Consider the following 24,016-nt stretch of genomic DNA (forward strand, 5'->3'; position numbering starts at 1 on the left):
GGATGGCCGGAGATCAAGCGCACATGGACGCGCTTGTAGCGTGTCTGAAAAATTTTTTCTGACCCCCTTCCTGGCACCAAGCATCAAATAATGACGATTTACGACCGGTCCAGGTTAAATACGAGGGAGAGCAAAACACCATGTCATTCACTGAAGCCAGCCTGTTCTGGGGATTCCTGCTGGTCTACGGCATCGTCATGTATGCCTTGTCGCCCCGGAGCAAAAATCCGGCTTCGTTCTACAAGGGCGCTGATGATCACGGTAACCCGGTCGGCCAGTGGTCACTCACCGCCAGCATCTTCATTAGCTGGATCTTCGCCAAATCAGTCACCAATGCAGCCAACCTTGGTGAGGCCTACGGTGTCGTCGGCGGCCTCGCCTACGCCACCTACTGGCTGTCGATCCCGGTTGCCGGTTATGTCATCTATCTGATTCGCACCCAGACCGGCGCCACCAGCCTGCAGGAATTCATCACCTCCCGGTTCGGCCGGCTGGCTTCGCTCAGCTTCGCAGCCGCCATTCTTATTCGCCTGTACAACGAAGTCTGGAGTAACACCGCGGTGGTGGGGGGCTACTTCGGTTTGCCCGGGGACTGGCAGTACTACACCGCGGCCATGTTGTTTACCTTTTTTACCCTCGCCTACAGCCTCAAAGGCGGATTGCGCAGCTCTATCTTCACCGATGTTATCCAGTCGGTGGTGTTCGTCTTTTTCATTGGCGCTGTGCTGTTTCTGATCATTCCTGCCAACGATCCGGCAACCCTGCTGAGCACTGGTGAGTTCAGACTCGGTGCCGGGTTGGATCTGTTGTTAGTGGCCGGACTTCAGATATTCAGTTACCCCTTCCACGATCCGGTCATGACCGACCGCGGTTTCGTGAACAAGGAAAAGGCGATGCTCAAGAGCTTTGTGGTGGCCGGTTTACTGGGGTTCGTCGCGGTATTTACCTTCAGCCTGGTGGGGGTTCACGCACAGTTGAACGGCATTGCAGCTGCCGGCAACGCGCCCGCTGCCGTGGGTCAGGCGCTGGGGCTTACGGCGTTGTTTTTCATGAGCGTGATCATGATGACATCCGCGGGTTCAACCCTGGACTCCACGTTTTCGTCGTTGGCCAAGTCGCTGGCGGTGGACCTGCCGAAACTGGTGAAAAGCACGGCTGAACGGATGCCCAGCATTCGGGTGGGGGCCCTGGTGATGATCGCGTTCTCGATCCTGGGCAACCTGCCGATGTTCGCGGGTACCGACATTCTCAAGGCCACCACCATTTCGGGCACCATGGTTATGGGGTTGGCGCCGGTCTTCCTGTTCTACGGATTCACCCGCTGGTCGCCCTGGAGTTTCCATCTCAGCTTCTGGACCGGTCTTGGCCTCGGCCTGTTGCTCGCGACCGGCCTGATCCCTGCAAGCTGGGCAATTGGGGGCGGTGCCTATGGCACCCTGTTGGGCGTGAACGCCTACGGGGTCCTGATCTGCACTGCCGGGTTTTTTGCACCCCTGTTACTGCGATGGCTGACCCGGCGCGCCAATGCAGTCAGTGAGCCTCTGCAATGAGCACCGCAGGCCGCAGGTGTCCCATGCACTACCGTTACCGCCCGGAGTCCCTCTGTCAGGCCCCTGAAACGCTCTCAGAGGATGTGCTCTACGTGGTCGGCGGCCTCTACGGCAACGCTCTGGCCCTTGACCGGATAGAGGCCATGGCGGCGGCAGAGGAAGCCGACGGGCGTCGGGTCAAGCTGCTGTTTAACGGCGACTTTAACTGGTTCAATGCCGAAGATGGCCTGTTCAGCGAAATTAACCGACGGGTGCTGGACCACGACGCCATGCTGGGCAACGTCGAGTATGAGCTCGCGCACCCGAGTGAGGGTGCCGGCTGCGGTTGTGCTTACCCCGAGTTCGTTGGCAGCGAGGTGGTGGCACGGTCAAACCGGATCATGGAGCGGCTTCAGACGGTGGCAAGCCGCCATAGCGACATTCAATCCCGATTGGCCAATCTGGCCCGTTTCCGTTGCATGATCTTTGGTGGCCTAAAGGTTTTGGTTCTGCATGGTGATCCAGAGTCACTGGCGGGCTGGGGACTGGCCTACGAAACATTCATCAAGGGTAATGACGATCAACTGACGGCGTGGTTCCGGGCAACCGGGGCGGACGTCATGGTCTGTACCCATACCTGCTTGCCACTTTTATGGCAGGGCGTGGTCGATGGCAGTCCCCGCCAGGTACTGAATAACGGCTCCGCCGGCATGGGTAACCTGTTGGGCGACAGCCGTGGCCTGATCGTGCGGCTCGGTACCACAGAGCCTACGGAGGCGCCAGTCGCGGGGCTTGGCGTCGGGCAAGCACAACTTTCACTGCTACCGGTCAACTTTGACCAGGGCGCCTGGCTGACACAATTCGATAGCCTTTGGCCGTCCGGGTCTGACGCGGAACAGTCCTACCGGGAGCGTATGGTTTCCGGCACCAGTCTGAGCACCGACGCGCTGTATTTTGGTACTGGCGTATTGGCCTGAGAAGGCTATTATTATTTCAAGGTTTGCCATGTTCTGTTGTCCTGCACAAACTCCCCGATTTGATTTTTATTTTGAGGTCTATATAATTTAATCCCTAAATTTTGATGCGAACCAACCAAAACATGACAGACAAAGGCTCGGAAACCACCGCCATTACCCTGAGAAAACCCCACAAGGATGATGGCTACAGACTTCATCAGCTGATCGCTGAATGCCCCCCGCTGGACCCCAACTCGATTTACTGCAACCTCCTGCAGTGCAGCCACTTTGCCGACACCGGCGTGGCCGCCGAGAAAGCGGGTGACCTGGTTGGCTTTATCTCTGGATACATACCGCCTCAGCAGCCAGAAACAGTTTTTGTATGGCAAGTGGCGGTGCACGAGAAAGGTCGTGGGCAAGGCCTGGCCAAGCGAATGCTGAAAGCCATCGTGGCCCGCGACGCCTGCAAAGACGTGACCCATATGGAAACCACGATTACTGAGGACAATGATGCTTCCTGGGCGCTGTTTCGCTCGTTTGCCCGGGACATGGGCGCTGAATTGACGTTCCACGAGCATTTTGAGAAGGGCACCCACTTCGGCGGGCACCATGATTCTGAATTCCTGCTGAGAATCGGGCCTTTCACCAAGCCGGCCAGCCGCTGAGGAGCGGCTCGCAGTTACGGCTTACTGCAACGCACGGGCTTCGGGCCGCGACCGAAACCGGCCCCTCCCCGAGCAATTACCTCGAACCTGACATGCTAAAAGGCAAGACTATGGAATTTCTGAAATCAACCGAATCCCAGGTACGCGTTTATTCACGTGCATTCCCGATAGTGTTTAATCGGGCCAAGAACGCGCACCTGTTTTCCGAAGACGGCAAAGAGTATCTGGATTTTCTCGCCGGTGCCGGTTCTCTGAACTACGGCCACAACAACGACGTGCTCAAGAAAGCACTGCTCGAATACATTGAAAGCGACGGCGTCAGCCAGGGTCTGGATCTCTGGACTACCGCCAAGCAGGACTTCATGCAGGCGTATCATGATGTCATTCTCAAGCCCCGCGGCCTGGACTACAAAATGCAGTTCACCGGCCCGACCGGTACCAACTGTGTGGAAGCCGCGCTCAAGCTGGCCCGTAAGGTCAAAGGCCGCGATGGCATTATCTCGTTCACCAATGGCTTCCACGGTGTATCGCTGGGTGCCGTTGCCACCACCGGCAACAAGAACCACCGTGGCGGTGCCGGTGTACCGCTGAGCAGTGTCGAATTCATGCCTTACTGCGGCTACTACGGCAAGGATGTGGATACCATCAAAATGATGGACAAGCTGCTGAGCGATAACTCCTCGGGGACCGATCTGCCGGCCGCCGTCATCGTGGAAGCGGTGCAGGGCGAAGGCGGTCTCAATGCCGCCAGCATTGCCTGGCTGAAAGACCTTGAGAAGCTGTGCCACAAGCATGACATCCTGATGATTCTGGACGATATTCAGGCTGGTAATGGCCGCTCCGGTGATTTCTTCAGTTTCGAGGCTGCCGGTATTGTGCCGGACATTGTCACGGTATCGAAATCATTGAGCGGATACGGTCTGCCGATGGCACTGGTGCTGCTCAAGCCGGAACTGGATATCTGGAATCCGGGTGAGCACAATGGCACCTTCCGTGGTAACAATATGGCGTTTATTACTGCCAAGACGGCTATTGAAACTTATTGGAAAGACGATATCTTTATCAATGACGTGCGTCAGAAAGGCGATATTCTGGGCAAGCGTCTGAAGGCAATCTGTGACCAGTATGGTCCGAACCAGTTCCGCCTCAAGGGCCGTGGCATGATGCGGGGTATCGCCTGTAGCAGTGGTGAGCTGGCTGACAAGATAACCGGCCTGGCGTTTGAGAAAGGGCTGATCATCGAGACGGCCGGTCCCGAGGACGAAGTGGTGAAATGCCTGATGCCACTGACGATCAGCGAAGAAGACCTGAACAAGGGCCTGGATCTGCTGACCGAATGTGTCAGTGAGGTGATGAAAGCGGAGCTTACCAAGGCGTCTTGACAGCGCCAGTTCCAGAGCCGCGCCTTCCGGCCGGGAAGCCCATAGCTGGGCGCCTCTCCAAGATTTATTCCCGGCGTTTAATTCATAACGCGACCGAAGACAGGACTATGAGTAGCCAACAGCACACAGTAGAGAAAATCGGCGGAACCTCGATGAGCAACTTCGAGGCCATCCGTGACAACATTGTCTGGGGCGAGCGCGACAAAAGCGAGCTCTACAACCGCATCTTCGTAGTATCTGCCTACGCTGGCGTGACCGACGAGCTCCTGGAACACAAAAAAACCGGCGAGCCCGGCGTTTACGCCCTTTTCGCCGATGCGGAATCTGACTGGGCCTGGGGCGACGACCTTACCAAGCTGGTCAAATTTCTCACCGAACTGAATGCCGAACTGTTTGAAGACCAGATGCTGTGCCAGCAGGCGGACCAGTTCATCATGGATCGTGTAGAAGGCGTTCGTGGCTGTCTGATTGATCTCCAGCGTCTGTGCTCCTACGGCCAGTTTCAGCTGGAAGAGCATCTGCTGACCGTACGCGAGATGCTGGCCGGTATCGGTGAAGCACACAGTGCGTTCAATACCTCGCTGAAGCTGCAGCACGAAGGCGTCAATGCCCGGTTTGTGGACCTGACCGGCTGGCGTGATCAAGAGTTGCTGCCGCTGGATGAAAAGCTCAAACAGGCCTTTTCATCCATTGACCTGACCCGTGAGTTACCCATTGTGACCGGGTATGCCCAGTGCAAGGAAGGGCTGATGCGGACCTTTGACCGCGGATACAGCGAGATGACCTTCAGCCGTATCGCAGTGATCACAGAAGCCAGAGAGGCGGTCATCCACAAGGAATACCACCTGAGTTCTGCTGACCCCCGTATCGTTGGCGAAGACAAAGTGGTGCCTATTGGCCGGACCAATTATGATGTCGCCGATCAGCTTGCGAACCTGGGCATGGAAGCGATTCATCCCCGGGCCGCGAAAGGGCTTCGTCAGAACGATATCCCGCTGCGGGTGAAGAACACCTTCGAGCCGGAGCATACCGGCACATTGATTACCCGTGACTATATTAGCGAGAAGCCCCAGGTGGAAATCATCGCCGGACATAAAGGTGTGTTTGCCATCGAGGTGTTCGACCAGGACATGCAGGGGGAGCCCGGGTGTGACCGTCGTATTCTGGACGTGCTGACGCGCTTCAAGGTCAGGTTTATCACCAAGGATACCAACGCCAACACCATTACCCATTACGTGGACAGCACGCTGAAGCATGTAAAGCGGGTAGTGAAGGCGCTGCAGGAAGAGTTCCCTAACGGTGAGATCAGCACCCGGAAAGTGGCGCTGGTATCGGCAATTGGCAGTGATATGCACGTGCCGGGTATTCTGGCAAAAACCGTTCAGGCCCTGGCGGACGAAGACATCAGCGTACTTGCCATTCACCAGTGCCTGCGCCAGGTCGACATGCAGTTTGTGATTGACGAATCCCATTACAGTAAAGCGATTGTGAAGCTCCATCAGACCCTGATCGAGCCATACAATCACGGTTATGCCATTGTAGCGGCCTGAGAAAATCCTGCGACACCCTGGTCGATGTCGCAGGCTCATCCTGTTCCCTTCCTGTATTGCTCAAACCCGCATGTTGTGGCTTTCACTACCGCTGGCCAGCCAATCCGCGGTGCCGTTTGGTTCGTATTTCAAGTATCTAAATTCAGACCGGACTAAATGCCATGAGTGAACTAAATCGGCAGGTCGCTTCCACCTCTGCAGTGCCGCAAGGAGAACCTGAAACCCTGATCGGCCACTACTTCCGGGATGCGTCCCGCCACGGGTTACTGACCGAGAAGGGCGAGCGCACGCTTAGCCGTCGCCTCACTTTTTGCCTGGATGTTCTCGCCGACGTGCAGGGGCTGGGCGATGATGTCCCGAGGACCATTCGAGAGGTGGTTGGGCAGTGTTCAGAGTCGGAACTACCCACTCTGCGTTCCAGGCGCGCACTCCGCCTGGTGAAGGCCAGCCGGGAACTGCTGATCCAGAGTAATCTGCGGTTGGCAGTACATATTGCCCGCCGCCATTCGAACCGTGGCCTGTCGATGTCGGACCTGATACAGGACGGCAATGTCGGCCTGATCAAGGCGGTCGAGCGGTTTGACCCCGGCAAGGGCTTCCGTTTCTCCACCTACGCGTACTGGTGGATCAGTGAGGAGGTCAAGCGTTGCCTCAAACGGGGCCAGAGGGTTGTACGCACCCCGGACCACATTGTCGACGAGATTCGTGCCTTGCAAGCCACCACATTGAAGCTCCACCGCAAACTCGGCCGCACACCGCGGCAGAGTGAACTGGCCCAGGAGCTGGAAATAGCCCCGAGCCGGGTGAGTGAACTGGTTGTGTATGGCGGTGCGGAAATTTCCACCGACGCGCCGACCACCGAGGACGGCAATGTAATGCTGGGTGATGCCCTGACGCTGGGCGAACAGGAAACACCTGAACAGGCGCTGGTACCCCGTGACCGCCGCAGGATACTGGAGAGTATCCTGGAGGACCTGAACCCGCGGGAGCAGTCAGTATTGAGCCGACGTTTTGGCCTCGATCGTCCGGAGCCGGATACCTTGCAAGTGATTTCGGATGATATGGGCATCAGCCGGGAACGGGTTCGTCAGATCGAGAAGGGCGCATTGGCCAAGTTACAGGCAAAATACGCTGATATGGGGGATTTGGTTGGTAATTAAAGCCGATCTGATCATCAAAAAGCCGGCAGATCTGCCGGCTTTTTAGTGGCAACCTGTCTTCAACAAAGAACGAGGTGGCGTCCGGATTCAGGCCGCGGTCAAAAACCATCCGGCCACGAGGACTTGGGTAATCACCGCGATGCTGGTCAGTACCAGGCGTAGCTTCTGATACCAGCGCGGCCAGTAAAGATGCATCCAGTGCACGTCAATGATGTAAAGCACCAGGAAGGCCGCTGGATAAAGCACAATCTGCCAGACCAGCGGCAACAACAGGCCAATGCCGGCGGTGATAAAGAACAGCTGGCTGATCAGCATGGTAGTCAGGGGCGACAGCGGGTAGCAGCGGGCTTCCAGTTGCATGGCAATGGGCCAGTAGACCCCGGCCATAAAGGCAAGAATTCCAGCGCTGTAAACATAAAAATAGTTGGTCAGCCAAACGCTGTGTTCCGGCCAGTAAAATAGCGATGCAGCGCCCAGAATAAAGGGCAGCAAACCCAGCAGGCCAATGGCAACAGCCAGTCGGGCAACTGCGATCATGTCTCCCGCCCCTGAATCCGTATGCGCATGGGTTGGATATTGCCAGAGTCCATGCCGATCATTTCATGGTAAGCCGAGGGGTGGACAATCTCTGTGCGACCAACTTCAAACGCACCCAGCGTGTCCTGGACCTCCCAACTGCTCCGAAACAGCAGTGTCTGCCGTTCACTGTCGGACAGCACCACCATCTCACCATCAATGTTCAATCTCGCCATATAGCGCTGGCCTTCCAGTGACATGATCTCGAGCAGATCAATGGAAGCGGATTCCCTTGCTCGTAGCTCTGATAATGTAATTCTCACGGTGTTGCGCTCCGGTAAATCGGGTATGGGAAGCAATACGAAGAAGGGCGATATCAAGATCAACGAGGGCCGGGCAAAATTAGATTTCTCAGGTCCTGGATGGTGCAGGTTGTCGACCACTTACCCCAGTGCGTGACAGGCGAAGTGCTGCGGGCAAGACACCAGGTGGTCGTTTACCATGCCAGTGGCCTGCATAAAGGCATACACGATGGTCGGCCCGACAAAATTGAAACCCTGTTTGCGAAGGGCTTTGGACATCGCCTGCGCCTCACAGGTATGGACCGGTACCTCGGCAAAGGAGCGCCAATGGTTCTGGACAGGGCTGCCGTCCACAAAATCCCATAGGAAACGGCTGAATGACTGGCCTTGCTCCTTCAGCGCCAGGTAGCCCCGGGCGTTTTTGATGATCGACTCCACCTTGAGGCGATTGCGGATAATACCGGGGTTCTGCAGCAGGGCTGCTATTCTCTCACTGTCGTACCGGACGATCTTCTCGGGGTCAAAATCGTCGTAGGCGGCACGGTAGGTCTGTTGCTTCCTAAGAATGGTGATCCAGCTCAGGCCCGCCTGCTGGCCGTCCAGGCAGAGTTTCTCGAACAATGCCAAATCGTCGTATTCCGGCCGCCCCCAGACTTCATCATGGTACGCCACGTAAAGCGGATCGGTCCCGCACCAGGGACAACGTTCCCCGGTTTCGGCGATGTCAGTCATGGGTTGTTTTATTCATGGTTGAAGCCTCTGGATGATCCAGCCATCATCTTGCTTGAGATATTCGAACCGGTCGTGCAGACGGCTGGGACGGCCTTGCCAGAATTCGATACGGCGGGGCGTCACCCGGTACCCACCCCAGAACGAGGGCAGCGGAACCTCACCGTCGCCGAATTTACGCTTTATCTCGGCAACTTTCTGCTCCAGCAGCCCCCGGGAGGTAATAACCTGGCTCTGTTCTGAAACCCAGGCGCCGATCCGGCTGCCACGGGGCCGGGAGGCAAAATAGCGCAGTGATTCGGCCTTGCTGACTTTTTCAACGCTGCCCTGAACAATCACCTGTCGGTTCAGCCCGAGCCATGGAAACAGCAACGCGGCGTTGGGGTTATCCGCCAGCTCCGCCGCTTTGCGGCTACCATAATTGGTATAGAACACAAAGCCCTGGTCATCAAAATACTTCAATAACACAGTTCGGATATCAGGCCGACCGTCGCGATCGCTGGTGGCGAGGGACATGGCGTTGGGCTCGAGGATGCCAGCAGTGCGGGCATCGTTGAACCAGTGCCCGAACTGCTGGATTGGATCGGGGTTGAGGTCGTCACGATCGAGGCCGTCACTCTCAAAGTCACGGCGCATGTCACCTATGTCCATCGGAAGCATCCCGGGGTTGAGTTAAGGGGCAGGTTAATCGTCGCTAGCACCGATTCACTGCGGTGTACTATTCTTTCAGGATTGGCGGCGGATGGAAATGCACGGGAGCCCCGCGTTATAGTCGTGTAACAATACACGTCGATTTCTTTTTAAGGAGATACGCTGTTGGCCACCCCTGTAACCGCAAAACCCTGGCATAAACGGCTATCTGTCTGGCTGGTGATAGCGGTGCTGTTTTACGCTCTGCTTGTGGGTGGGGTCTTGCCATGGTGGCTGGAGCGCGAGGTGCCTGACCGGTTGCAGCAGCACCTGGGCTGGACCGCCACGGTGGATGATATCCGGATCAATCCCATTAATCTGAGTGTGGGAGTGACTGAACTTACGGCGGTGGATGCCTCCGGCGAGCCGGTGTTTGCGCTGCAACATCTTGACCTGAACCCGGCGCTGCTGGCCCTGTTCAGCGGCACCGTTGCCTTTGACCATATTATCCTGGACGACCCCTTTGTGCGGGTTGATCTGCTTGACGATGCAGGCAACAATTTTGCTCGGGACTGGCAGGCTAACAACAAAGTCAGCGCTCCGGTAGAGGGTCGCCCGAAGCAGACCGCTCCCCCCCCGGAGCTCTATTTTGGAAAGATCGCGCTGAACGGCGGCGAACTGCTTTTGCGGGATATGAGCCAGCCAGAGACTACCGAGTTTCAGATCTCTCCACTGCAGGTGGAGTTAACCAACCTTGCCACCTACGAGCGGGATGGCACTGGCGAGTACATTCTGTCAGCGGCCATTAATGATCAGTTGATTGACTGGCAAGGTACTCTCAGCCTGACACCGTTACTATCCCGTGGCCGTTTGAGCCTGACGGATATTGACTACAACATCATCCGGCATTTTGCAGGCGAGTACCTGCCCTACGAGCTTCAGGATGGCGTGGTCAGCATCGAGACCGACTACGACATGGCCATGTACGATAACTTACAGCTCGTGACCGAGAATGGCACCCTTTACCTGCGAGAACTCGCCCTGGCGGTACCCGGGGAAAGCGAGTCGGCGGCGCTGGAACTGGCAGAGATCAAGATTGAGCAGATCGGATTCAGCCTTTATGAGCGGATATTGACGGTCGGCTCAGCGAACATCAGCAACACGATCGTGAATTTGAACCGTAATGGCGATGGCGTCATCAATTTGATGAAACCCTTTTCCGGCGATGATGAAACTGACAGCGACAGCACGGCGGCTTCCGAGCCTTTCCAGTGGACGGTGGGGCCGGTACAGCTAACCGAAAGTGCGGTACGCTGGCGTGATGAGCAAACCGCCAGGCCGGTTAATCTGGCAGCTGAGAATATCAACCTGTCGGTGACCGGTTTGAGTGACCAGTTGGCGGAGCCGATACAGTATGAGCTGGGATTCAACCTGGCCAGCGGTGGCCAAGTGTCAGTCCGGGGACAGGCCACCCGCCAGCCGTTTACACTGCAAGCCTCCACCAGGGCGGAGCAGGTGGCCCTGCCGGCGTTTGGACCCTACCTGCAGCAAACTGCCGCAGTAAATATCCGCAAAGGCCTGCTGAGCTTCGACGGGTCATTGGATCTGGATGGTCAGAATGACCCGCTGACCGGTACCTATAGTGGCCAGGGCCGCATTGATGAACTGGATGCTACCCTGAAGGACAACGATGAACCCCTGCTGGCCTGGCAAACTCTCATTCTGGAACCTGTGGAGTACAATCTTGCCCCTGCCCGGCTGGAAATCGGAACAGTAACGCTGCAACAACCGAAGCTCGGCGTTGTGAGGCTGGCGGACGGATCTCACAATGTCGAGCAGATCCTGGCGTCGGGGCCAGGGCAGTCGGCAGCGTCAGACACCGGCAGTGAGGAGGAGCCCAGGTTTATCTTTCGGGTGGGCGAGTTTGTGATGGAAAGCGGTGAGGTGGCCTATTCAGACAGGACCCTTGAACCGCCATTTTCGACCCGGCTTCATGCCCTGGACGGTGCTCTGACCGGCCTCAGTACCATTACCCCGCAACAGGCCAAAATTGGTGCCAGGGGCCGGATCGGGGATTCCGGAAAAGTGGATGTTGAGGGCACTATAGCTACCCTCGGTACCAATGAAACCACTAACCTGCACCTGGTGATGACCGAACTTGCGCTACCGGCTTTGAGCCCCTATTTCGGGCGTTACCTCGGTTATCGCGTGGACAGCGGCAAGCTGGCGCTGGACCTGGACTATGAAATTACCGGATCGAAACTCGAAGCACAGAACGAAGTGATTCTGGAGCGCCTGCAACTGGGTGCGCCCGTGCAAAGCGAAGAGGCTACTGACGCGCCTGTCAAGCTTGGGTTGGCGATGCTTAGGGATGGTGATGGTCGAATCGAAATCAACCTGCCCATAGAGGGCAATCTGAGCAACCCGGATTTCCAGCTCGGGCAGGTAATGATGAATACGTTTGTCAATATGGTGGTGAAGGCTGCCATCTCGCCTTTCAGCATGTTGGGCTCAATTGGCGATATGGCGGGGCTGTCGGAATCCGAACTTGGTAACGTGGAGTTCAACCCCGGCAGTAACACGATGGCAGATGGCGAAGAGAAAAAACTGGAAGTCATCGCCCAAGCCCTGGCCGAGCGACCGGAACTTTTGCTGAATATCCGGGGCGCCGCGGTGCCGGAGCTGGACGGCCCGGGGCTGAAGCGCGACAATCTGTTACAGGAGTTGGGGATCGACCCGAGTGCCAGTATTTCCGACCGTATCAGCAGGCTGGAGGCAGCGTATCAGCAGCGCAACAATGGCTCGGTGCAGCAGCTCCGTAAGCAAGCTGCGCGTAATGGAGGCCTCAGTGATAACGGCTGGGAGCTGGCCCTGGTTGATGCGCTCACAAAGGACCAGTCACCGTCCTCCAATGCCCTGCAAAAACTGGCCTACGAGCGGGCCAACTGGCTCCAGCGCCAACTGCGTGAAACCTACGATATCCCGTCCGAACAACTGTATGTGCTGGACCCGGTACTGGACGCTTCCGCTGAAGCCGGAACTGACAACGTCAAGGTGCCGTTCCAGCTCGATGCGCGCTAGTCAGTAGCCTATGGGTGAGAAGCTCGGGTCAATGGTGAATACCGATTCAGCGCCTTGCCAACGGTGCGCGTGACCATACACTAAAAATTTCTGTTAAAGGACTGCGACACCCATGACCCGGCCCGTCAGCCATTTTTTTGCCTACATTGCTCGTCTGCGCTGGATTCGTCGCTGGGGACTGATGCGTAACGCTATTGAAGAAAACGTCGCCACCCATTCCTGGGAAGTGGCCACGCTGGCCCATGCCCTGGCATTGATCCGCAATCGGCATTTCGGCGGTACGGTGAACCCTGACCGTATGGCCGCTGCTGCGCTATACCACGACGCGACGGAAGTGATTACCGGGGATTAATGCGAAAATATAAATCATGTAAAAGTTGACTTTATTGCGAAAACACAACAGCGTGTAAGGTATAGTCACGTAAATTAAGGTTTTCAAGATGAAGCAAAGTGCATTTGTAGCTTGGATTTTCAGAATGCCCCTTATTAAGAGATGGGGTTTAATGCACTGCATTAAACCTGAAAATGTGGCAGAGCACAGTCACCAAGTCGCAGTAATTGCCCATTTGCTTTGCGTTATTAAAAACGAACGATACGGTGGAGATTTGAATCCTGAGAAGGCTGCTACGCTAGCTATATTTCATGAAATCTCAGAAAGTAAACTACAAGATCTCAACCATGTTGTTAAGTATCATAATAAAGATTTCACTAAACAATATAAAAGTTTAGAGCATTTGGCCGAGCAAGAATGTGTCGACACGCTGCCACAAGATTTAAAAAAATATTACTCAAATATAGTGATACAGAATGACGTTGATCCAGCCTATCGTCCGGTGTTAAAAGCTGCGGACACAATTTCCGCTTATTTGAAGTCATTGGATGAGCAAAAATTTGGTAATGTCGAATTTGATTACGTTAGAAAAAACATTGAAAAAAAACTGTTCTCTCTAAAGAGGGATTATCCGGAAGTTGATGACTTTTTAAAAGTTTTTGCTAAAAACTGTCTAGCTTCAATCGATGAACTTGCATCTTAAGATAAATATATGAACTACGAAGAATTAGAGTCTTCATTCTATGAAATGCTAGTCAGTGCAACTGAAAAAACAGCTGTTAAGCAATTCCTTAATTTTATCAGCACAAAAAATCCCGAAGATTTTAATTCTAAAAATTTTGGTTTGTGGGAGTTCTCTGAGTTTGTACAGTTCTTATCAATCGATCATTCTGAAACAACTGTGTATATAACGAGCACAACAATCCGTCGTTTTTGCAGAAAGCTAACGGAATTAAACATAAAATTTAAATCGTCTCCAATAAATTGGCCTTGTCCTAGAAAACCAGATATTGATCATTTTGATCCATTATCAAAAGAACAGTATAAAAAGTTGTGCCTATTTATCGATAATGAAATTGAGTCAATAAGGAACCGTCTAAAACTAATTGAAAAGGCAAAGACGAACGACTCAAAGCTTGATAATTCTGGGTTGACATTTGGCCGTGGAAAAAAACCCTTTTTCACCTACCAAGAAAAATTAACTGACGTGCTTTCAGCTGTACTTTCTTACTTCCCGGATTTCCCCATTGATTGTTCCAAAAGAGATTTTCTTATTGGAGGAAAGTATGGCGTAAACCAGCGTAAAGTTGACTATCAGGACATGGATAATGAAATAAAGATAATAAGAAAAAGATTTACAGTCCAAAAAATAAAAGAAGCTAAAAGATTTATATTGGATTATCCGGATCTAATGTTTCAAGATCTACTTAACATTATTGTACCCAGCCCAATAGAATGTCTAGTTATTCGACAGGCAATTTGTCTGGAGACGGGGTGGTCTCCAGACATCGTCTCTAGAATAAATCCTAATGACTTTATATTTCAAGAATTAGATCCGAATACCGACTATGTTTTTATTAAATCTGTTAAACACAAAGGAACTCAAAGAAACAATGTTTACAGAGAGGCGAAGTCAATGTTAGCTCCCTCTCACAAGTATAAGCCAAATAGCGCCTACAGCTTGCTTAATTTATGGTTAAAAAGAACGACGGCTTTGCGTCAAACAAAAAAATATAGGTCCTTAGTGAAAGATTTGGGGTACGAGCCTTTATTTATTTGTGTAAATAATCTTTCAAGTATCTCGCAAGATGGACCACTTAAAGTAATCCACCCTGATGTCAAAACTAAATACAATAATACCGTCACAAATAAATATTATGATGAAAATTTGGGTTTCAGATTCGACGACAGAGCATTGAGACCAACTCACTTCTATTATCGGGGAAAAGACAAAAATACCCCACATGCCCTATTAGTAACGCTTTTTGGGCACTCGTCATCGACCGTGACGGAAGAGTTTTATGAAAATGGTTCACATTTTGAGCAAGATCGCAAAGATCGACTTTATGAAGCGTTGAATAAAATTGATGACTCTCTACGAGATGGCAGCTTCGCTGGTGAGCTGATACCGCTGAGAGAAGGAAAAACTATTAAAGATAAAATATTTACAGTTTTTGCGGATCAATCAAACAAAAATCCAATTGCAGTTTGCTCGGATCCATATAGACCTAACTGGCCCGGTCAGGAAAGTAGAGTCGAAATCGGCAAGAAGTGTAACTATTTCAGTAAATGCCTTTTGTGTTCACGATCTAGAGTATTTTCAGATAATTTGCCATTCGTCGTCGATAGATATTTATATTTAGAGAAGCTTAAAAGAGAACTAAGGGAAGATCATTTTTCAGTGTTTATTGACGAGTATAGTTCTTCAAAGAATGTTGTCGAATCTTGGCCCTACCAGGACGATGTTGAAGAAGCAAAAGATAGAACCTTTCTAGAAGGTTTCATGTTACCTCCGACTATTGGAGATATGCTGTGATTGTTGAAAACCTTATGGGTGTCGACGACCTTAATAATTTGGAAATAGCGCCCGGAGTATTCTTCCATCAAAATATTTGGCGGTTTCCAATATCGAAAAGTGAAAGTGTGCGCTTTGATTTTTCAACAATATTAAATATAAATAATACAAGTTTGCAAAAGTTTGAAGATTTAAATCTTTTCATAAAGTCACTTGTATATTATAGTTTTCCGGATAGTTTTTTGACCTCCGGAAAAAGTTGGTCCACATCAATTTCTTACTATACTACGCTAAAAATATTTGCGGAAGATTTTTTTTATGAGTCATTTTTAGTAGATAGAATTTTAATTTCAAAAATTGATTCCGTTCAGCTCGGAGTTTTTATAGATAGATGCATAGATATTTCGGAGTTCAATGGACGAGCAAGATGGATAGTTCTGAGACTTCCCTCAATTCTTCGTCTTTGGATGTTCGCATCAGAAACCAAGTCTCTTCCTAATTGGTGTTCGCCCAATTTCCAATTTGATGAATTGGTTTCAGATAAGGTGAAAGAAAAGCAAAGCTGGCTGATCGACGAATTTATTGGAAGTTGGAGTCCGTTATCTCCTCACCAGATAAAGCAAACCTATAATTCCGCATTTTATTATATTTATGAGTATTCCCAGACCATAATATACGCTTATGATCTTATACAACGTAGGCCAAAAGGTACTAAAGGTCAGTTAACGGAAGTAAGAAAAGATGGAAAATCTAAAGAGCTATTCTTAGATCTTGTTAAATTAGACATTCCGAAGTTTATTGGAACAGGAAATCCAATTTTCGCACTTAAGGAAGTGACTAAACCTGTGCGTTCACATGGGTATAAATCAGGATGGCAGGATCGAACTACCGTTGATATTTCAGGTATTCGCCCGGAATTTATTCAGCTAAAAAGAGCATGCATTTTTATTATTGGTCTTCTAACAGGCATGAGAAGAAGGGAGATCGCTAATATAAAAGTTAATCCAATATTCCTTAGAGATGGGGCGTACTATTTAAAGATTATCCGTTTTAAAACAACAACTTCTCCCTCTAAAGAGGGTAAAAAAGATGAAATACCAGTTCCAAAAATTGTAGCGGACGCCGTTTTTATTCTAATGAGTATGTTCGAACGACAGCGCTATGAGCTCAATAGCGATTATCTCTTAGTGACTGATATTATTACTAAAAAGGGTTACGATAAGATAAAATTAGATACTATTGGTAAGGATATAAAGTCATTTATCCTGGAGAGTTCCGGCGACCCCGGTCATACGCATCAGTTAAGAAAAACAATAGCATGGCTCCTGATCTCCAAAGGCGAGGAAAACATTGATCTGATCAGGCAACTTTTTGGTCACAAATCATACGGTATGGCGCTCCGGTATATTATGCGTAACGAACTTCTGTCGGGAAGCGTGATGGAGTTGTTAGAAGAAAATTATACAGAGGATCTATCAGAGGCAATAAGCAAAATTGCATCTGGTGAAGCCGTTGGGGATTTAGCCGAGAGCCTTAAAAAACGATCAGTTCAGCATTATCCTGGACAGATGCTGCCGTCTGAGATTGAAGTTTTCGTACATACGGCTCTTGAGGCTGGTGTTCCGCTCTTTATAAGTCGCATTCCCATTGGTGCGTTTTGTGTAAGTACCAGTGACCTGGCCAAGAAAAAGCCGCCTTGCATTGCAGGTACAGACGAAGAAAAGCCGAACCCTGAATTCTGCGACTACATTAATTGTCCCCACGTGTTACATACCACAGAGTCTAGAGATAATGTTAAGCGGCAGATCAATTTTTTTGAGACGAAACTTCGACATCTACCTGACAGCGGTGATGATCGGGTTATCGATTATTACGAGAACAAAATTCAAAGTAACAAAGGCCTCTTGAGAAAACTTGAATTAAAGGCAGAAGCTAAAGTTATTGCCCGGGAAGGGGCTCTGAATGGCTGATAAAACAGCGATAGATCGAGCAATAACAGAACTACACGAAGCCGGTAATTTAACGGTATCGGGCCTTGCTGATAAGCTACATGTCTCAAGAGCATGGGTTTACAAAAATTACCCTGAACTCAAGGGCCATGGTAAGAGGGTAACTGACGATGATGTTCTTGCCGCGATCGAGGCTATTAGAGCCGAGAAACCCTCAGAACGCATTTCTATAGAGGATTTGTCGAAACGGCTCGGTATTACCAGGCAAACTTTCGGTCGTAATTTTAAACATCTCTATGATTATCTAAAGCCAGAAGTGCCTATATTTTCTGAATCTTCTAATGAAGATCTGTTAATACAGAAGGTTCACCATCTTGAACACGAGAATAAGTTGCTCATCGAGGCGCGTGAAATTGAGCTGAAAAAGAAAGAAGACGAAATTTTTTCAACGCTAATGCGTCAAGACTCTGAAGCGTTCGATGTAGTTAAATCTGCATCAACGATGAGGCGGATTCAGGACCAAGCTGCTCAGCAAGCCAATCTGGCAAAAAAATATGTGTCGGAAAATACTGAGCTTCGAGACCAGCTCTCTAGACTCCAAGACAAAACGACGGCCGGTGGTTGCGAAGTCGTCAATCATCTCATTGCTGACTATTCTGCGATTTCAAAGGCCGAAAAGCCCTCGCTCAAAGAAATCACTCAACTATTCTGGAAAGCTGAGAAGCGCAATTTCGAGATTGCAGAGGAGATTATCGTCGAGCAGAGGCCGAACTTTGTCATTCTCTTTCTACCTGTTTTCAGCTGCGATTACTCGGCCATTCCCGTTTTGCCAATCTATGGAAAAGTTATAATCGTTGAATCCAATTCCTTTCGCGAAGACCTGTTGAAAAGGTTTGTAAATAACCTAAGCGAATTCCCTGTTATTGTCGCTCACTCGGTCTCCAGCCTAGCCAAAACGAAGCTTTTTTGCCGCGGTATCAAAGTCCCTTTTAGCGACGACTTTATTTCAAAAATTCATGAAAGCATGATGCCTCCGCTCTTAAGCGACGGGTACGCAGCTGTAGTTCAATTTGATCCTGGCAGGTTGCGAAAATGACTCAGAAAAAGAGCGGGCAACAAATCGCACAAGAACGGTTAGAGGCATTCGAGACGTGGAGTCACTCTATGTCTGACGAAGGCTTCGCAGCAATCAGCAGCGGTTCTAAGCTGAAACGGACAGAAATCATGAAAGCGATTGATTGCGATCGTCCTGCACTCCGTCAAAATAAGCGTTTAAAGCAGAAAATTGATGAGGTTGAAAATGAATTACGCGCCAGAGGAGTATTGCCTTCGGTCACTAGGAAAGGCTTAAGTGAGACGAAAAAGTTTCGCCAGAGAGGATCTGAAAAGGTTGTCGAGCACGAACATCTATCGCACCTCGAAAAAGAAAATCTTGAGCTGAAGGCCCAGGTTAGGCAGTTAAAAGAGGAGCTCTCGCGCTATGAAGAATTCTCAAGTGTGCTATATGAACTTGGAACCCTTCCACGATGACCTGCGTTTCTGAGCGCATTCGGATCACGTCAGCGGGGTATCGAACTCGCTATAAATCCCAAATGGTCGGTGTTTCCGTTAAACGAGATGGCGCTCGGTCCAACACTCGCCAAATTTTCGTAATTTCAGCTAACAAAACGTTGTTGCCAATTGAGCCCGATGTCGGCCAGATCTGGATTGTCGATGGTCGCGCAGTGACTAACAATGTCGAGAAAAACGGTTTTTTGATCGAGGAAATTAGACTCCAAGCAACTGAGATGAAGATCGAATTACCGAATACCGGGGAACAGTTTATCCGTTTCGTGTCGTCCCAAAAAGAGTTTGCGGGCATCGGAGAAGTCAAAGCTCGAAAGCTTTGGAACTGGTATGGGGAGGATCTGCTTTTAATCATTATGAATAAGGAGCGGTTCCTTCTTCAGGATCACTTGTCTGAACGAGCCATGGAGGCGCTTTTTGCGGGATTTGAGAAGTATGCCGCGCTTGAGCATTCAGTTTTTTTTGCGAAGAACGGGGTTCCACAGAACATTGTTCAGCGACTATTTAGAATGCATGGGCCGGAGATCAAGGATGCGATAAAGAACGATCCTTATCGTCTACTGACGTTTGGCCTGTCTTGGAATAAAGTCGACGATATTGCTCAAAGGAAGTTCGGTTTTAAAATTGACTCCGACGTGAGGCTGTCTGCTGCTGTTGAATATTGCTTGATCGATGGCACAACAGGAGGCGACACAGTGATGTCGCATCAGCATCTCCGGACAGCGCTTATCAAGCTGCTAAAAGACGAAAATCTTATAGCTCCAGCACTGGCTAACAGTCATGACTCAGGCGCCTTTATCGTCTCTGAAAAGGGATATCATTCTGCCGGCATGATTGTTATGGAGCACGTTGTAGCAAAGCGCTTACTAAAACTTCATCAGAAAGATGGTGGGTGGAGCAATAAAGACCCAGATTTTTTTCAAATCGCTACAGCTGACTTAAACGTCACTCTTAACGCTGAACAGATCGAAGCAATTGGTTCGCCCTTAGTTCATGCAATATCCGCAATTACGGGAGGTGCAGGCACTGGAAAAACAACAGTGCTCCGACTGATTATTCGAATTTTTGAATTACGTGGCTACAGTGTGGATTGCATGGCCTTGTCTGGTCGAGCAGCAATGCGATTGGCAGAAGCGACAAACCACGATGCGATGACCATTGCAAAATTCCTGAGATCTGCGCCGAAGAGTAGAGATAAGCCAAGGCTCGTCATTATTGACGAAGCCAGTATGCTGGATATTCAAACGACTTATAGAATTGTGACGCACACCCATCCAAATACGCACTTACTGCTTGTTGGAGATCCAGATCAACTGCCTCCCATTGGCCCTGGAAATGTATTAAGAGACGTTGTAAACAGCAGGAAAATTGAAGTCTCAGAGCTCAATATCATTAATCGACAAGAAGTCGATACTGGGATACCGGAGTATAGCAAATCAGTCAGAGATGGTGTTGTTCCTGAGCCGTTATCAAAATGCAAAGTATTTTTCCACGCCGTAGCTGATTCTCAAATTAATGAGACCTGTGTAAAGTTAATTGAGAAAAGCCCTCATAACACTTGTGCTATTGCTGCGACGTACAAGACGAAATTTGGTGGTATCGATCAGATAAACACGCTGGCTCAGGCGACAATCAATAATGATGGTAAGCGCTGGGAATTTGAACTAGACGGCGATCGTCAGCATTTAGAAATCTACGAAGGTGATCCTGTTATATTTACGATTAATGATTACGAGGCCAATGTTCAGAACGGAACGTTGGGTCTTCTGACGTCAGTAACACAGTCAGGGGATGAATTTGGAACCGTGCTTGCTGATGACGGTGAACTTCATTCGGTTACTCGCGCAATGTTGGAATCGTTGCGCCCAGCATACGCAATATCATTGCACAAAGCTCAGGGATCCGAATTCAACCGTGTCGTTGTTGCTCTGTCTAGTTCCAGGCTGATTGACCGGAATTGGCTTTACACAGCAGTCACTCGTGCAAAGCTAGAGCTGCACATAGTTGGGGCAGAGATAGTATTTAAAAAGGCTATCGAAAGAGAGAGCAGGTCGAGTCAGCGTCATACCTATCTAACAGAATTATTGCGGGATCCTTAGGTTGGAAGGCAACCCGCTGGCTTCTTCCAAAGTTGAAAACTTTGGAACGGTTTGGGGTAGTGACGCCAACAGCACAGGTAAAACAGGCTGCGACTGATCTAACCCATGTTGTATCTGTACGGAACCGCTTTGATTTTGGACGAGAGTTAGTTTGTAGATACTCACGAGTATATTCCTTGCGCTGAGGATCGTAGTTCTACCAGTCGACGAGGCTATATGAAGATCGAGAAAAAAGAAGTCTCTTACAGATCTAAGGGATCGGACTACAAACATCATGCAATTTATTTGCTTGATGGCACTAGAATGATTCTGTTGTCCCCTTTTAATCTTTTTCTGAAAGACCGTGCAACATCCAGCATTAAGACGTCAGAAAGGTATGCAGGGAATATCTGCACGTTCTTAAACTTTATCCTTGATCGCTACCACGCGGATTCTGAAAATTTTTGGTTGAATGCTTCTGTTGATGATCTTCGGGAGTGGCAGCAACAACAGGTCCGAGACAGACAGCGCGCAGGTAAGACGAAACCCTCGGACAAAACTATATCAATCAATGCGTTTCTGATTCATGATGTTTATAATTGGCTTAAGCTGAACGGCTTTCCAATTTCTATGCACTTAGCTACCAAAGAATGGGTCTTTAATTTCAAAAGCGAGAGTATGCTTGCTCATGTCCGTAGTCAGATATCCGGTACGACGGCAGACCACAGTTCGATATCCGCGGGATTACCTCGACAGCAAGATGTAAACAAAAACGATATGACGATCATGTCAAACTGGGATATTGAGCGCTTAATGGCCGCTTATAAAGATCCAGTATATTCAGTCTGTTTTTTGCTTGCTCTCGCGACAGGTATGAGAGAAGAAGGTATCTGCAAGATACCGTTCATTGGCACAGGAGAAAATATTCATATTAGACCATATCCTGAAATTTTGAACGAGATCGGAGACGCAAAGACCTTCAATTTTACAGTCACGGAAAAAAACAAAACAAGAAATCTAAAGATCAACGTAGAAGCCTGGGCAGCCGTCTGCGATATATATCTTGCTCATTATTATAAACGGCGAAAATTGCTTAAGAAAAAGCATCCTGAAATCCCGCTTGATTCTGTTTTTTTCATAAATCGTACTGGTCATCCTGTGACACCCAAGATGATCTCTAATATGACGTATCATGCAAAACAAGAGCTTGGGAATTTTCCATGGTCTTTCCACTCATCACGATCCTGGTACGCAACTCGGTACATGATCAATCATTTGAGCAAAGATCAAATCAACAGTAATCACTACAATGCTGCTGTGGAGGACGGTTTAAGGCGTCAAATCGGGCACTCAGATATCAAAACGACGTATCAGCACTACATTAGGATGGCGACACTTGCTCTAGCGGTTCAAGAGGATAGCCTTGGAGAAAGGATTTATAGCGAACTTGCAGATATTTCAGAAAGAGCCACCGAGCGTTTTTTCGACCGATAGAACGTTACTATTTTTAATGTGTCAGTTCGGCAGCTTTAACGTAAGCATCCGACAATCCCTTTGAGCCGATCACCTCGATCTCTCAGCACTACGCCAGGACGGAGTCGAGACATTACTGAGACGGAACGGTCGGCAAAAGCCGTGTTGAGGGTGCCTTGCTCTAGACGGTATTACCGGGTGTTTAGTTAGAATTAAGTTTTTCTACGGCTTGATTCGTTGGCAACTCGGTACATGGAGCAAATCCTCCGCGATGCGTATTTGGTTGCATGAAAAAGAGGTCACTCGGATGGCCGATAAAAATGCAGTGTTGATTGAACCTACTGATACAGTAGTTTCATTGGGAGATCTCGCCCTTGCTGGGACGTTACTTCATGATCCCTTGCCGTCTGAGCATTGACTTGCTTCAGTGCTTGCAAGCCTCTCGCACTTATTGACCACTATTGTTCTGTCTGAACGTCTTTTGGTAATCGGTGACCCTGACCTGCTCCCCTCTGGCTTAACCGTTTTCAGCTTAGTAATGTTCATCACAGCAGAGGACGATGAACATGAAAAAGCGATTTTCAGACGAGCAGATCATCAGCATTTTGAAGGAAGCCGAAGCAGGCCTGGCGGTGAAAGAGCTGTGCCGCAAGTACAACATCTCTGACGCCACCTTCTACACCTGGCGCAAGAAGTTTGGCGGCATGGAGGTTTCCGAGGCACGCCGGTTGAAGTCGGTCGAGGACGAGAACGCCAAGCTTAAGAAGCTGCTGGCTGAATCCCTTCTGGACAACGAAGCTCTGAAGGCTGCTCTCAACCGAAAGTACTGACCGTCGAGAACAAGCGCGAGGCCGTGCGGGCGATGCAGGAGCAAACGCCCATTTCACAACGCAGGGCCTGTTTTCTCGTCGGGTTATCCCGCGCTTCGTTTCATTACCGCTCCACCGTTGCGGCCGGTGACAGTGTGCTCAGCGAGCGCATTACGGAACTGGCCCACGAGCGACGTCGGTTTGGTTACCGACGGGTTCACCAACTGTTGCGACGGGAAGGAATCGACGTGAATCATAAAAAGGTTTACCGGCTTTATCGGGACGCTGGTCTGGCCGTACCAAAGCGTAAGCGCCGCAAAGGTATCGCCATGGAGCGTCAGCCGTTGGTGTTGCCGGAAGCGCCAAACCAGACGTGGTCCATGGATTTTGTCATGGACTCATTGGCGTGCGGTCGGCGAATAAAGTGCCTGACCATTGTTGATGACTTCACTAAGGAGTGTCTCGACATCCCTGTGGCCAATGGTATCTCTGGTGATCAGGTTGCCCGCACCCTGAATGCCATAGCCGCCTTCAGAGGCTATCCTCAAGCTGTCAGGACAGACCAGGGGCCGGAATTCACCAGCAAAGCCCAGGACCAGTGGGCTTATGACAACCGGGTTGAGCTGAAGCTGATACAGCCTGGGAAGCCGACTCAGAATGGTTTCATTGAAAGCTGTCAGTAACAGTGCTAAAAGTCCGTAAATTGTCAGGATAGATTGTCCTCCCGACCCGCATGGCCTTTTCTTGAAGGTGGCGAAACCTGAAAGGAAAAGACTCATGCAAAGCCGAGAGGAC

The 24,016-nt window shown here is 50.2% G+C and carries 18 protein-coding genes and 2 pseudogenes; 16 read left to right on the forward strand and 4 right to left on the reverse strand.

What is annotated here, in order from left to right:
* The first annotated feature begins 140 nt into the window (after positions 1 to 140).
* From F6Y09_RS05735 to F6Y09_RS05760, 6 genes are all read left to right on the forward strand, one after another.
* The gene (locus F6Y09_RS05735; RefSeq protein ID WP_152205911.1) at positions 141 to 1,550 is read left to right on the forward strand and encodes a sodium:solute symporter family transporter; all 1,410 of its coding nucleotides are present in this window, start codon (positions 141 to 143) and stop codon (positions 1,548 to 1,550) included.
* Positions 1,551 to 1,573: 23 nt separating this feature from the next.
* Positions 1,574 to 2,506, forward strand: coding sequence for a hypothetical protein (locus F6Y09_RS05740; RefSeq protein ID WP_179959345.1), 933 nt, complete (start codon positions 1,574 to 1,576; stop codon positions 2,504 to 2,506).
* Between the two features lie 122 nt (positions 2,507 to 2,628).
* Positions 2,629 to 3,150: a diaminobutyrate acetyltransferase gene (gene ectA, locus F6Y09_RS05745; protein ID WP_152205913.1), complete on the forward strand. Its 522-nt coding sequence runs from the start codon at positions 2,629 to 2,631 to the stop codon at positions 3,148 to 3,150.
* Positions 3,151 to 3,260: 110 nt separating this feature from the next.
* Positions 3,261 to 4,532, forward strand: a complete 1,272-nt coding sequence (ectB, locus tag F6Y09_RS05750; RefSeq protein WP_152205914.1) for a diaminobutyrate--2-oxoglutarate transaminase — start codon at positions 3,261 to 3,263, stop codon at positions 4,530 to 4,532.
* A gap of 107 nt (positions 4,533 to 4,639) precedes the next feature.
* Entirely contained in the window at positions 4,640 to 6,082 is a 1,443-nt protein-coding gene (locus tag F6Y09_RS05755) for an aspartate kinase (RefSeq protein ID WP_152205915.1), read from the forward strand.
* Positions 6,083 to 6,243: 161 nt separating this feature from the next.
* Complete coding sequence (locus F6Y09_RS05760) at positions 6,244 to 7,242, forward strand: sigma-70 family RNA polymerase sigma factor (RefSeq protein WP_152205916.1); 999 nt, start codon at positions 6,244 to 6,246, stop codon at positions 7,240 to 7,242.
* An 87-nt stretch (positions 7,243 to 7,329) separates the two neighbouring features.
* Here the strand turns inward: F6Y09_RS05760 and F6Y09_RS05765 are convergent, their stop codons facing one another.
* From F6Y09_RS05765 to pdxH, 4 genes are all read right to left on the reverse strand, one after another.
* Entirely contained in the window at positions 7,330 to 7,779 is a 450-nt protein-coding gene (locus F6Y09_RS05765) for a DUF3429 domain-containing protein (RefSeq protein ID WP_152205917.1), read from the reverse strand.
* Positions 7,776 to 8,081, reverse strand: a complete 306-nt coding sequence (locus tag F6Y09_RS05770) for a DUF6482 family protein (RefSeq protein ID WP_152205918.1) — start codon at positions 8,079 to 8,081, stop codon at positions 7,776 to 7,778. Before F6Y09_RS05770 ends, F6Y09_RS05765 begins: the two co-directional genes overlap by 4 nt.
* 120 nt (positions 8,082 to 8,201) lie before the next feature.
* Complete coding sequence (locus tag F6Y09_RS05775; protein WP_179959346.1) at positions 8,202 to 8,792, reverse strand: DNA-3-methyladenine glycosylase I; 591 nt, start codon at positions 8,790 to 8,792, stop codon at positions 8,202 to 8,204.
* Between the two features lie 12 nt (positions 8,793 to 8,804).
* Positions 8,805 to 9,440, reverse strand: a complete 636-nt coding sequence (gene pdxH, locus F6Y09_RS05780; RefSeq protein ID WP_152205919.1) for a pyridoxamine 5'-phosphate oxidase — start codon at positions 9,438 to 9,440, stop codon at positions 8,805 to 8,807.
* Between the two features lie 165 nt (positions 9,441 to 9,605).
* Between pdxH and F6Y09_RS05785 the strand changes: the two genes are divergently transcribed.
* From F6Y09_RS05785 to F6Y09_RS05830, 10 genes and pseudogenes are all read left to right on the forward strand, one after another.
* Positions 9,606 to 12,500, forward strand: coding sequence for a DUF748 domain-containing protein (locus tag F6Y09_RS05785; RefSeq protein ID WP_152205920.1), 2,895 nt, complete (start codon positions 9,606 to 9,608; stop codon positions 12,498 to 12,500).
* A 112-nt stretch (positions 12,501 to 12,612) separates the two neighbouring features.
* Positions 12,613 to 12,849 (forward strand): annotated as a pseudogene (gene yfbR, locus F6Y09_RS05790) (5'-deoxynucleotidase); the annotation flags it as partial.
* A 91-nt stretch (positions 12,850 to 12,940) separates the two neighbouring features.
* Positions 12,941 to 13,534, forward strand: coding sequence for a 5'-deoxynucleotidase (gene yfbR, locus F6Y09_RS05795; RefSeq protein WP_152205921.1), 594 nt, complete (start codon positions 12,941 to 12,943; stop codon positions 13,532 to 13,534).
* Positions 13,535 to 13,543: 9 nt separating this feature from the next.
* A complete protein-coding gene (locus F6Y09_RS05800) occupies positions 13,544 to 15,367 on the forward strand; it encodes a hypothetical protein (RefSeq protein ID WP_152205922.1) in 1,824 nt (607 codons plus the stop codon).
* A complete protein-coding gene (locus F6Y09_RS05805) occupies positions 15,364 to 17,316 on the forward strand; it encodes a tyrosine-type recombinase/integrase (protein WP_152205923.1) in 1,953 nt (650 codons plus the stop codon). Before F6Y09_RS05800 ends, F6Y09_RS05805 begins: the two co-directional genes overlap by 4 nt.
* Complete coding sequence (locus tag F6Y09_RS05810) at positions 17,309 to 18,391, forward strand: helix-turn-helix transcriptional regulator (protein ID WP_152205924.1); 1,083 nt, start codon at positions 17,309 to 17,311, stop codon at positions 18,389 to 18,391. The genes F6Y09_RS05805 and F6Y09_RS05810 overlap by 8 nt, the downstream gene beginning before the upstream one ends.
* Positions 18,388 to 18,825 carry a VPA1267 family protein gene (locus tag F6Y09_RS05815; protein WP_281347733.1) on the forward strand — a complete coding sequence of 146 codons (438 nt, stop codon included), beginning with the start codon at positions 18,388 to 18,390 and terminating at the stop codon, positions 18,823 to 18,825. The genes F6Y09_RS05810 and F6Y09_RS05815 overlap by 4 nt, the downstream gene beginning before the upstream one ends.
* A 62-nt stretch (positions 18,826 to 18,887) precedes the next feature.
* A complete protein-coding gene (locus tag F6Y09_RS05820) occupies positions 18,888 to 20,960 on the forward strand; it encodes an ATP-dependent DNA helicase (protein WP_179959347.1) in 2,073 nt (690 codons plus the stop codon).
* 216 nt (positions 20,961 to 21,176) lie between these two features.
* Positions 21,177 to 22,433 (forward strand): site-specific integrase, encoded by a 1,257-nt coding sequence (locus F6Y09_RS05825; RefSeq protein ID WP_152205927.1) that lies wholly within the window; start codon positions 21,177 to 21,179, stop codon positions 22,431 to 22,433.
* Between the two features lie 545 nt (positions 22,434 to 22,978).
* A pseudogene (locus F6Y09_RS05830) lies at positions 22,979 to 23,895 on the forward strand (IS3 family transposase); the annotation flags it as partial.
* Between the last annotated feature and the right edge of the window lie 121 nt (positions 23,896 to 24,016).

Origin of the sequence: Marinobacter changyiensis, assembly GCF_009193265.1 — a bacterium.
In the GTDB taxonomy this organism is placed as follows: Bacteria; Pseudomonadota; Gammaproteobacteria; order Pseudomonadales; family Oleiphilaceae; genus Marinobacter; species Marinobacter changyiensis.

Excerpts from the sequence above, each read along its gene's own strand:
- F6Y09_RS05810 (WP_152205924.1), top strand. The coding sequence starts at position 17,309 with ATGGCTGATAAAACAGCGATAGATCGAGCAATAACAGAACTACACGAA.
- F6Y09_RS05820 (WP_179959347.1), top strand. The coding sequence starts at position 18,888 with ATGGTCGGTGTTTCCGTTAAACGAGATGGCGCTCGGTCCAACACTCGC.
- F6Y09_RS05755 (WP_152205915.1), top strand. The coding sequence starts at position 4,640 with ATGAGTAGCCAACAGCACACAGTAGAGAAAATCGGCGGAACCTCGATG.
- ectB (WP_152205914.1), top strand. The coding sequence starts at position 3,261 with ATGGAATTTCTGAAATCAACCGAATCCCAGGTACGCGTTTATTCACGT.
- F6Y09_RS05825 (WP_152205927.1), top strand. The coding sequence starts at position 21,177 with ATGAAGATCGAGAAAAAAGAAGTCTCTTACAGATCTAAGGGATCGGAC.
- F6Y09_RS05740 (WP_179959345.1), top strand. The coding sequence starts at position 1,574 with ATGCACTACCGTTACCGCCCGGAGTCCCTCTGTCAGGCCCCTGAAACG.
- F6Y09_RS05775 (WP_179959346.1), bottom strand. The coding sequence starts at position 8,792 with ATGACTGACATCGCCGAAACCGGGGAACGTTGTCCCTGGTGCGGGACC.
- F6Y09_RS05765 (WP_152205917.1), bottom strand. The coding sequence starts at position 7,779 with ATGATCGCAGTTGCCCGACTGGCTGTTGCCATTGGCCTGCTGGGTTTG.
- pdxH (WP_152205919.1), bottom strand. The coding sequence starts at position 9,440 with ATGGACATAGGTGACATGCGCCGTGACTTTGAGAGTGACGGCCTCGAT.
- F6Y09_RS05760 (WP_152205916.1), top strand. The coding sequence starts at position 6,244 with ATGAGTGAACTAAATCGGCAGGTCGCTTCCACCTCTGCAGTGCCGCAA.
- F6Y09_RS05735 (WP_152205911.1), top strand. The coding sequence starts at position 141 with ATGTCATTCACTGAAGCCAGCCTGTTCTGGGGATTCCTGCTGGTCTAC.
- yfbR (WP_152205921.1), top strand. The coding sequence starts at position 12,941 with ATGAAGCAAAGTGCATTTGTAGCTTGGATTTTCAGAATGCCCCTTATT.
- ectA (WP_152205913.1), top strand. The coding sequence starts at position 2,629 with ATGACAGACAAAGGCTCGGAAACCACCGCCATTACCCTGAGAAAACCC.
- F6Y09_RS05815 (WP_281347733.1), top strand. The coding sequence starts at position 18,388 with ATGACTCAGAAAAAGAGCGGGCAACAAATCGCACAAGAACGGTTAGAG.
- F6Y09_RS05800 (WP_152205922.1), top strand. The coding sequence starts at position 13,544 with ATGAACTACGAAGAATTAGAGTCTTCATTCTATGAAATGCTAGTCAGT.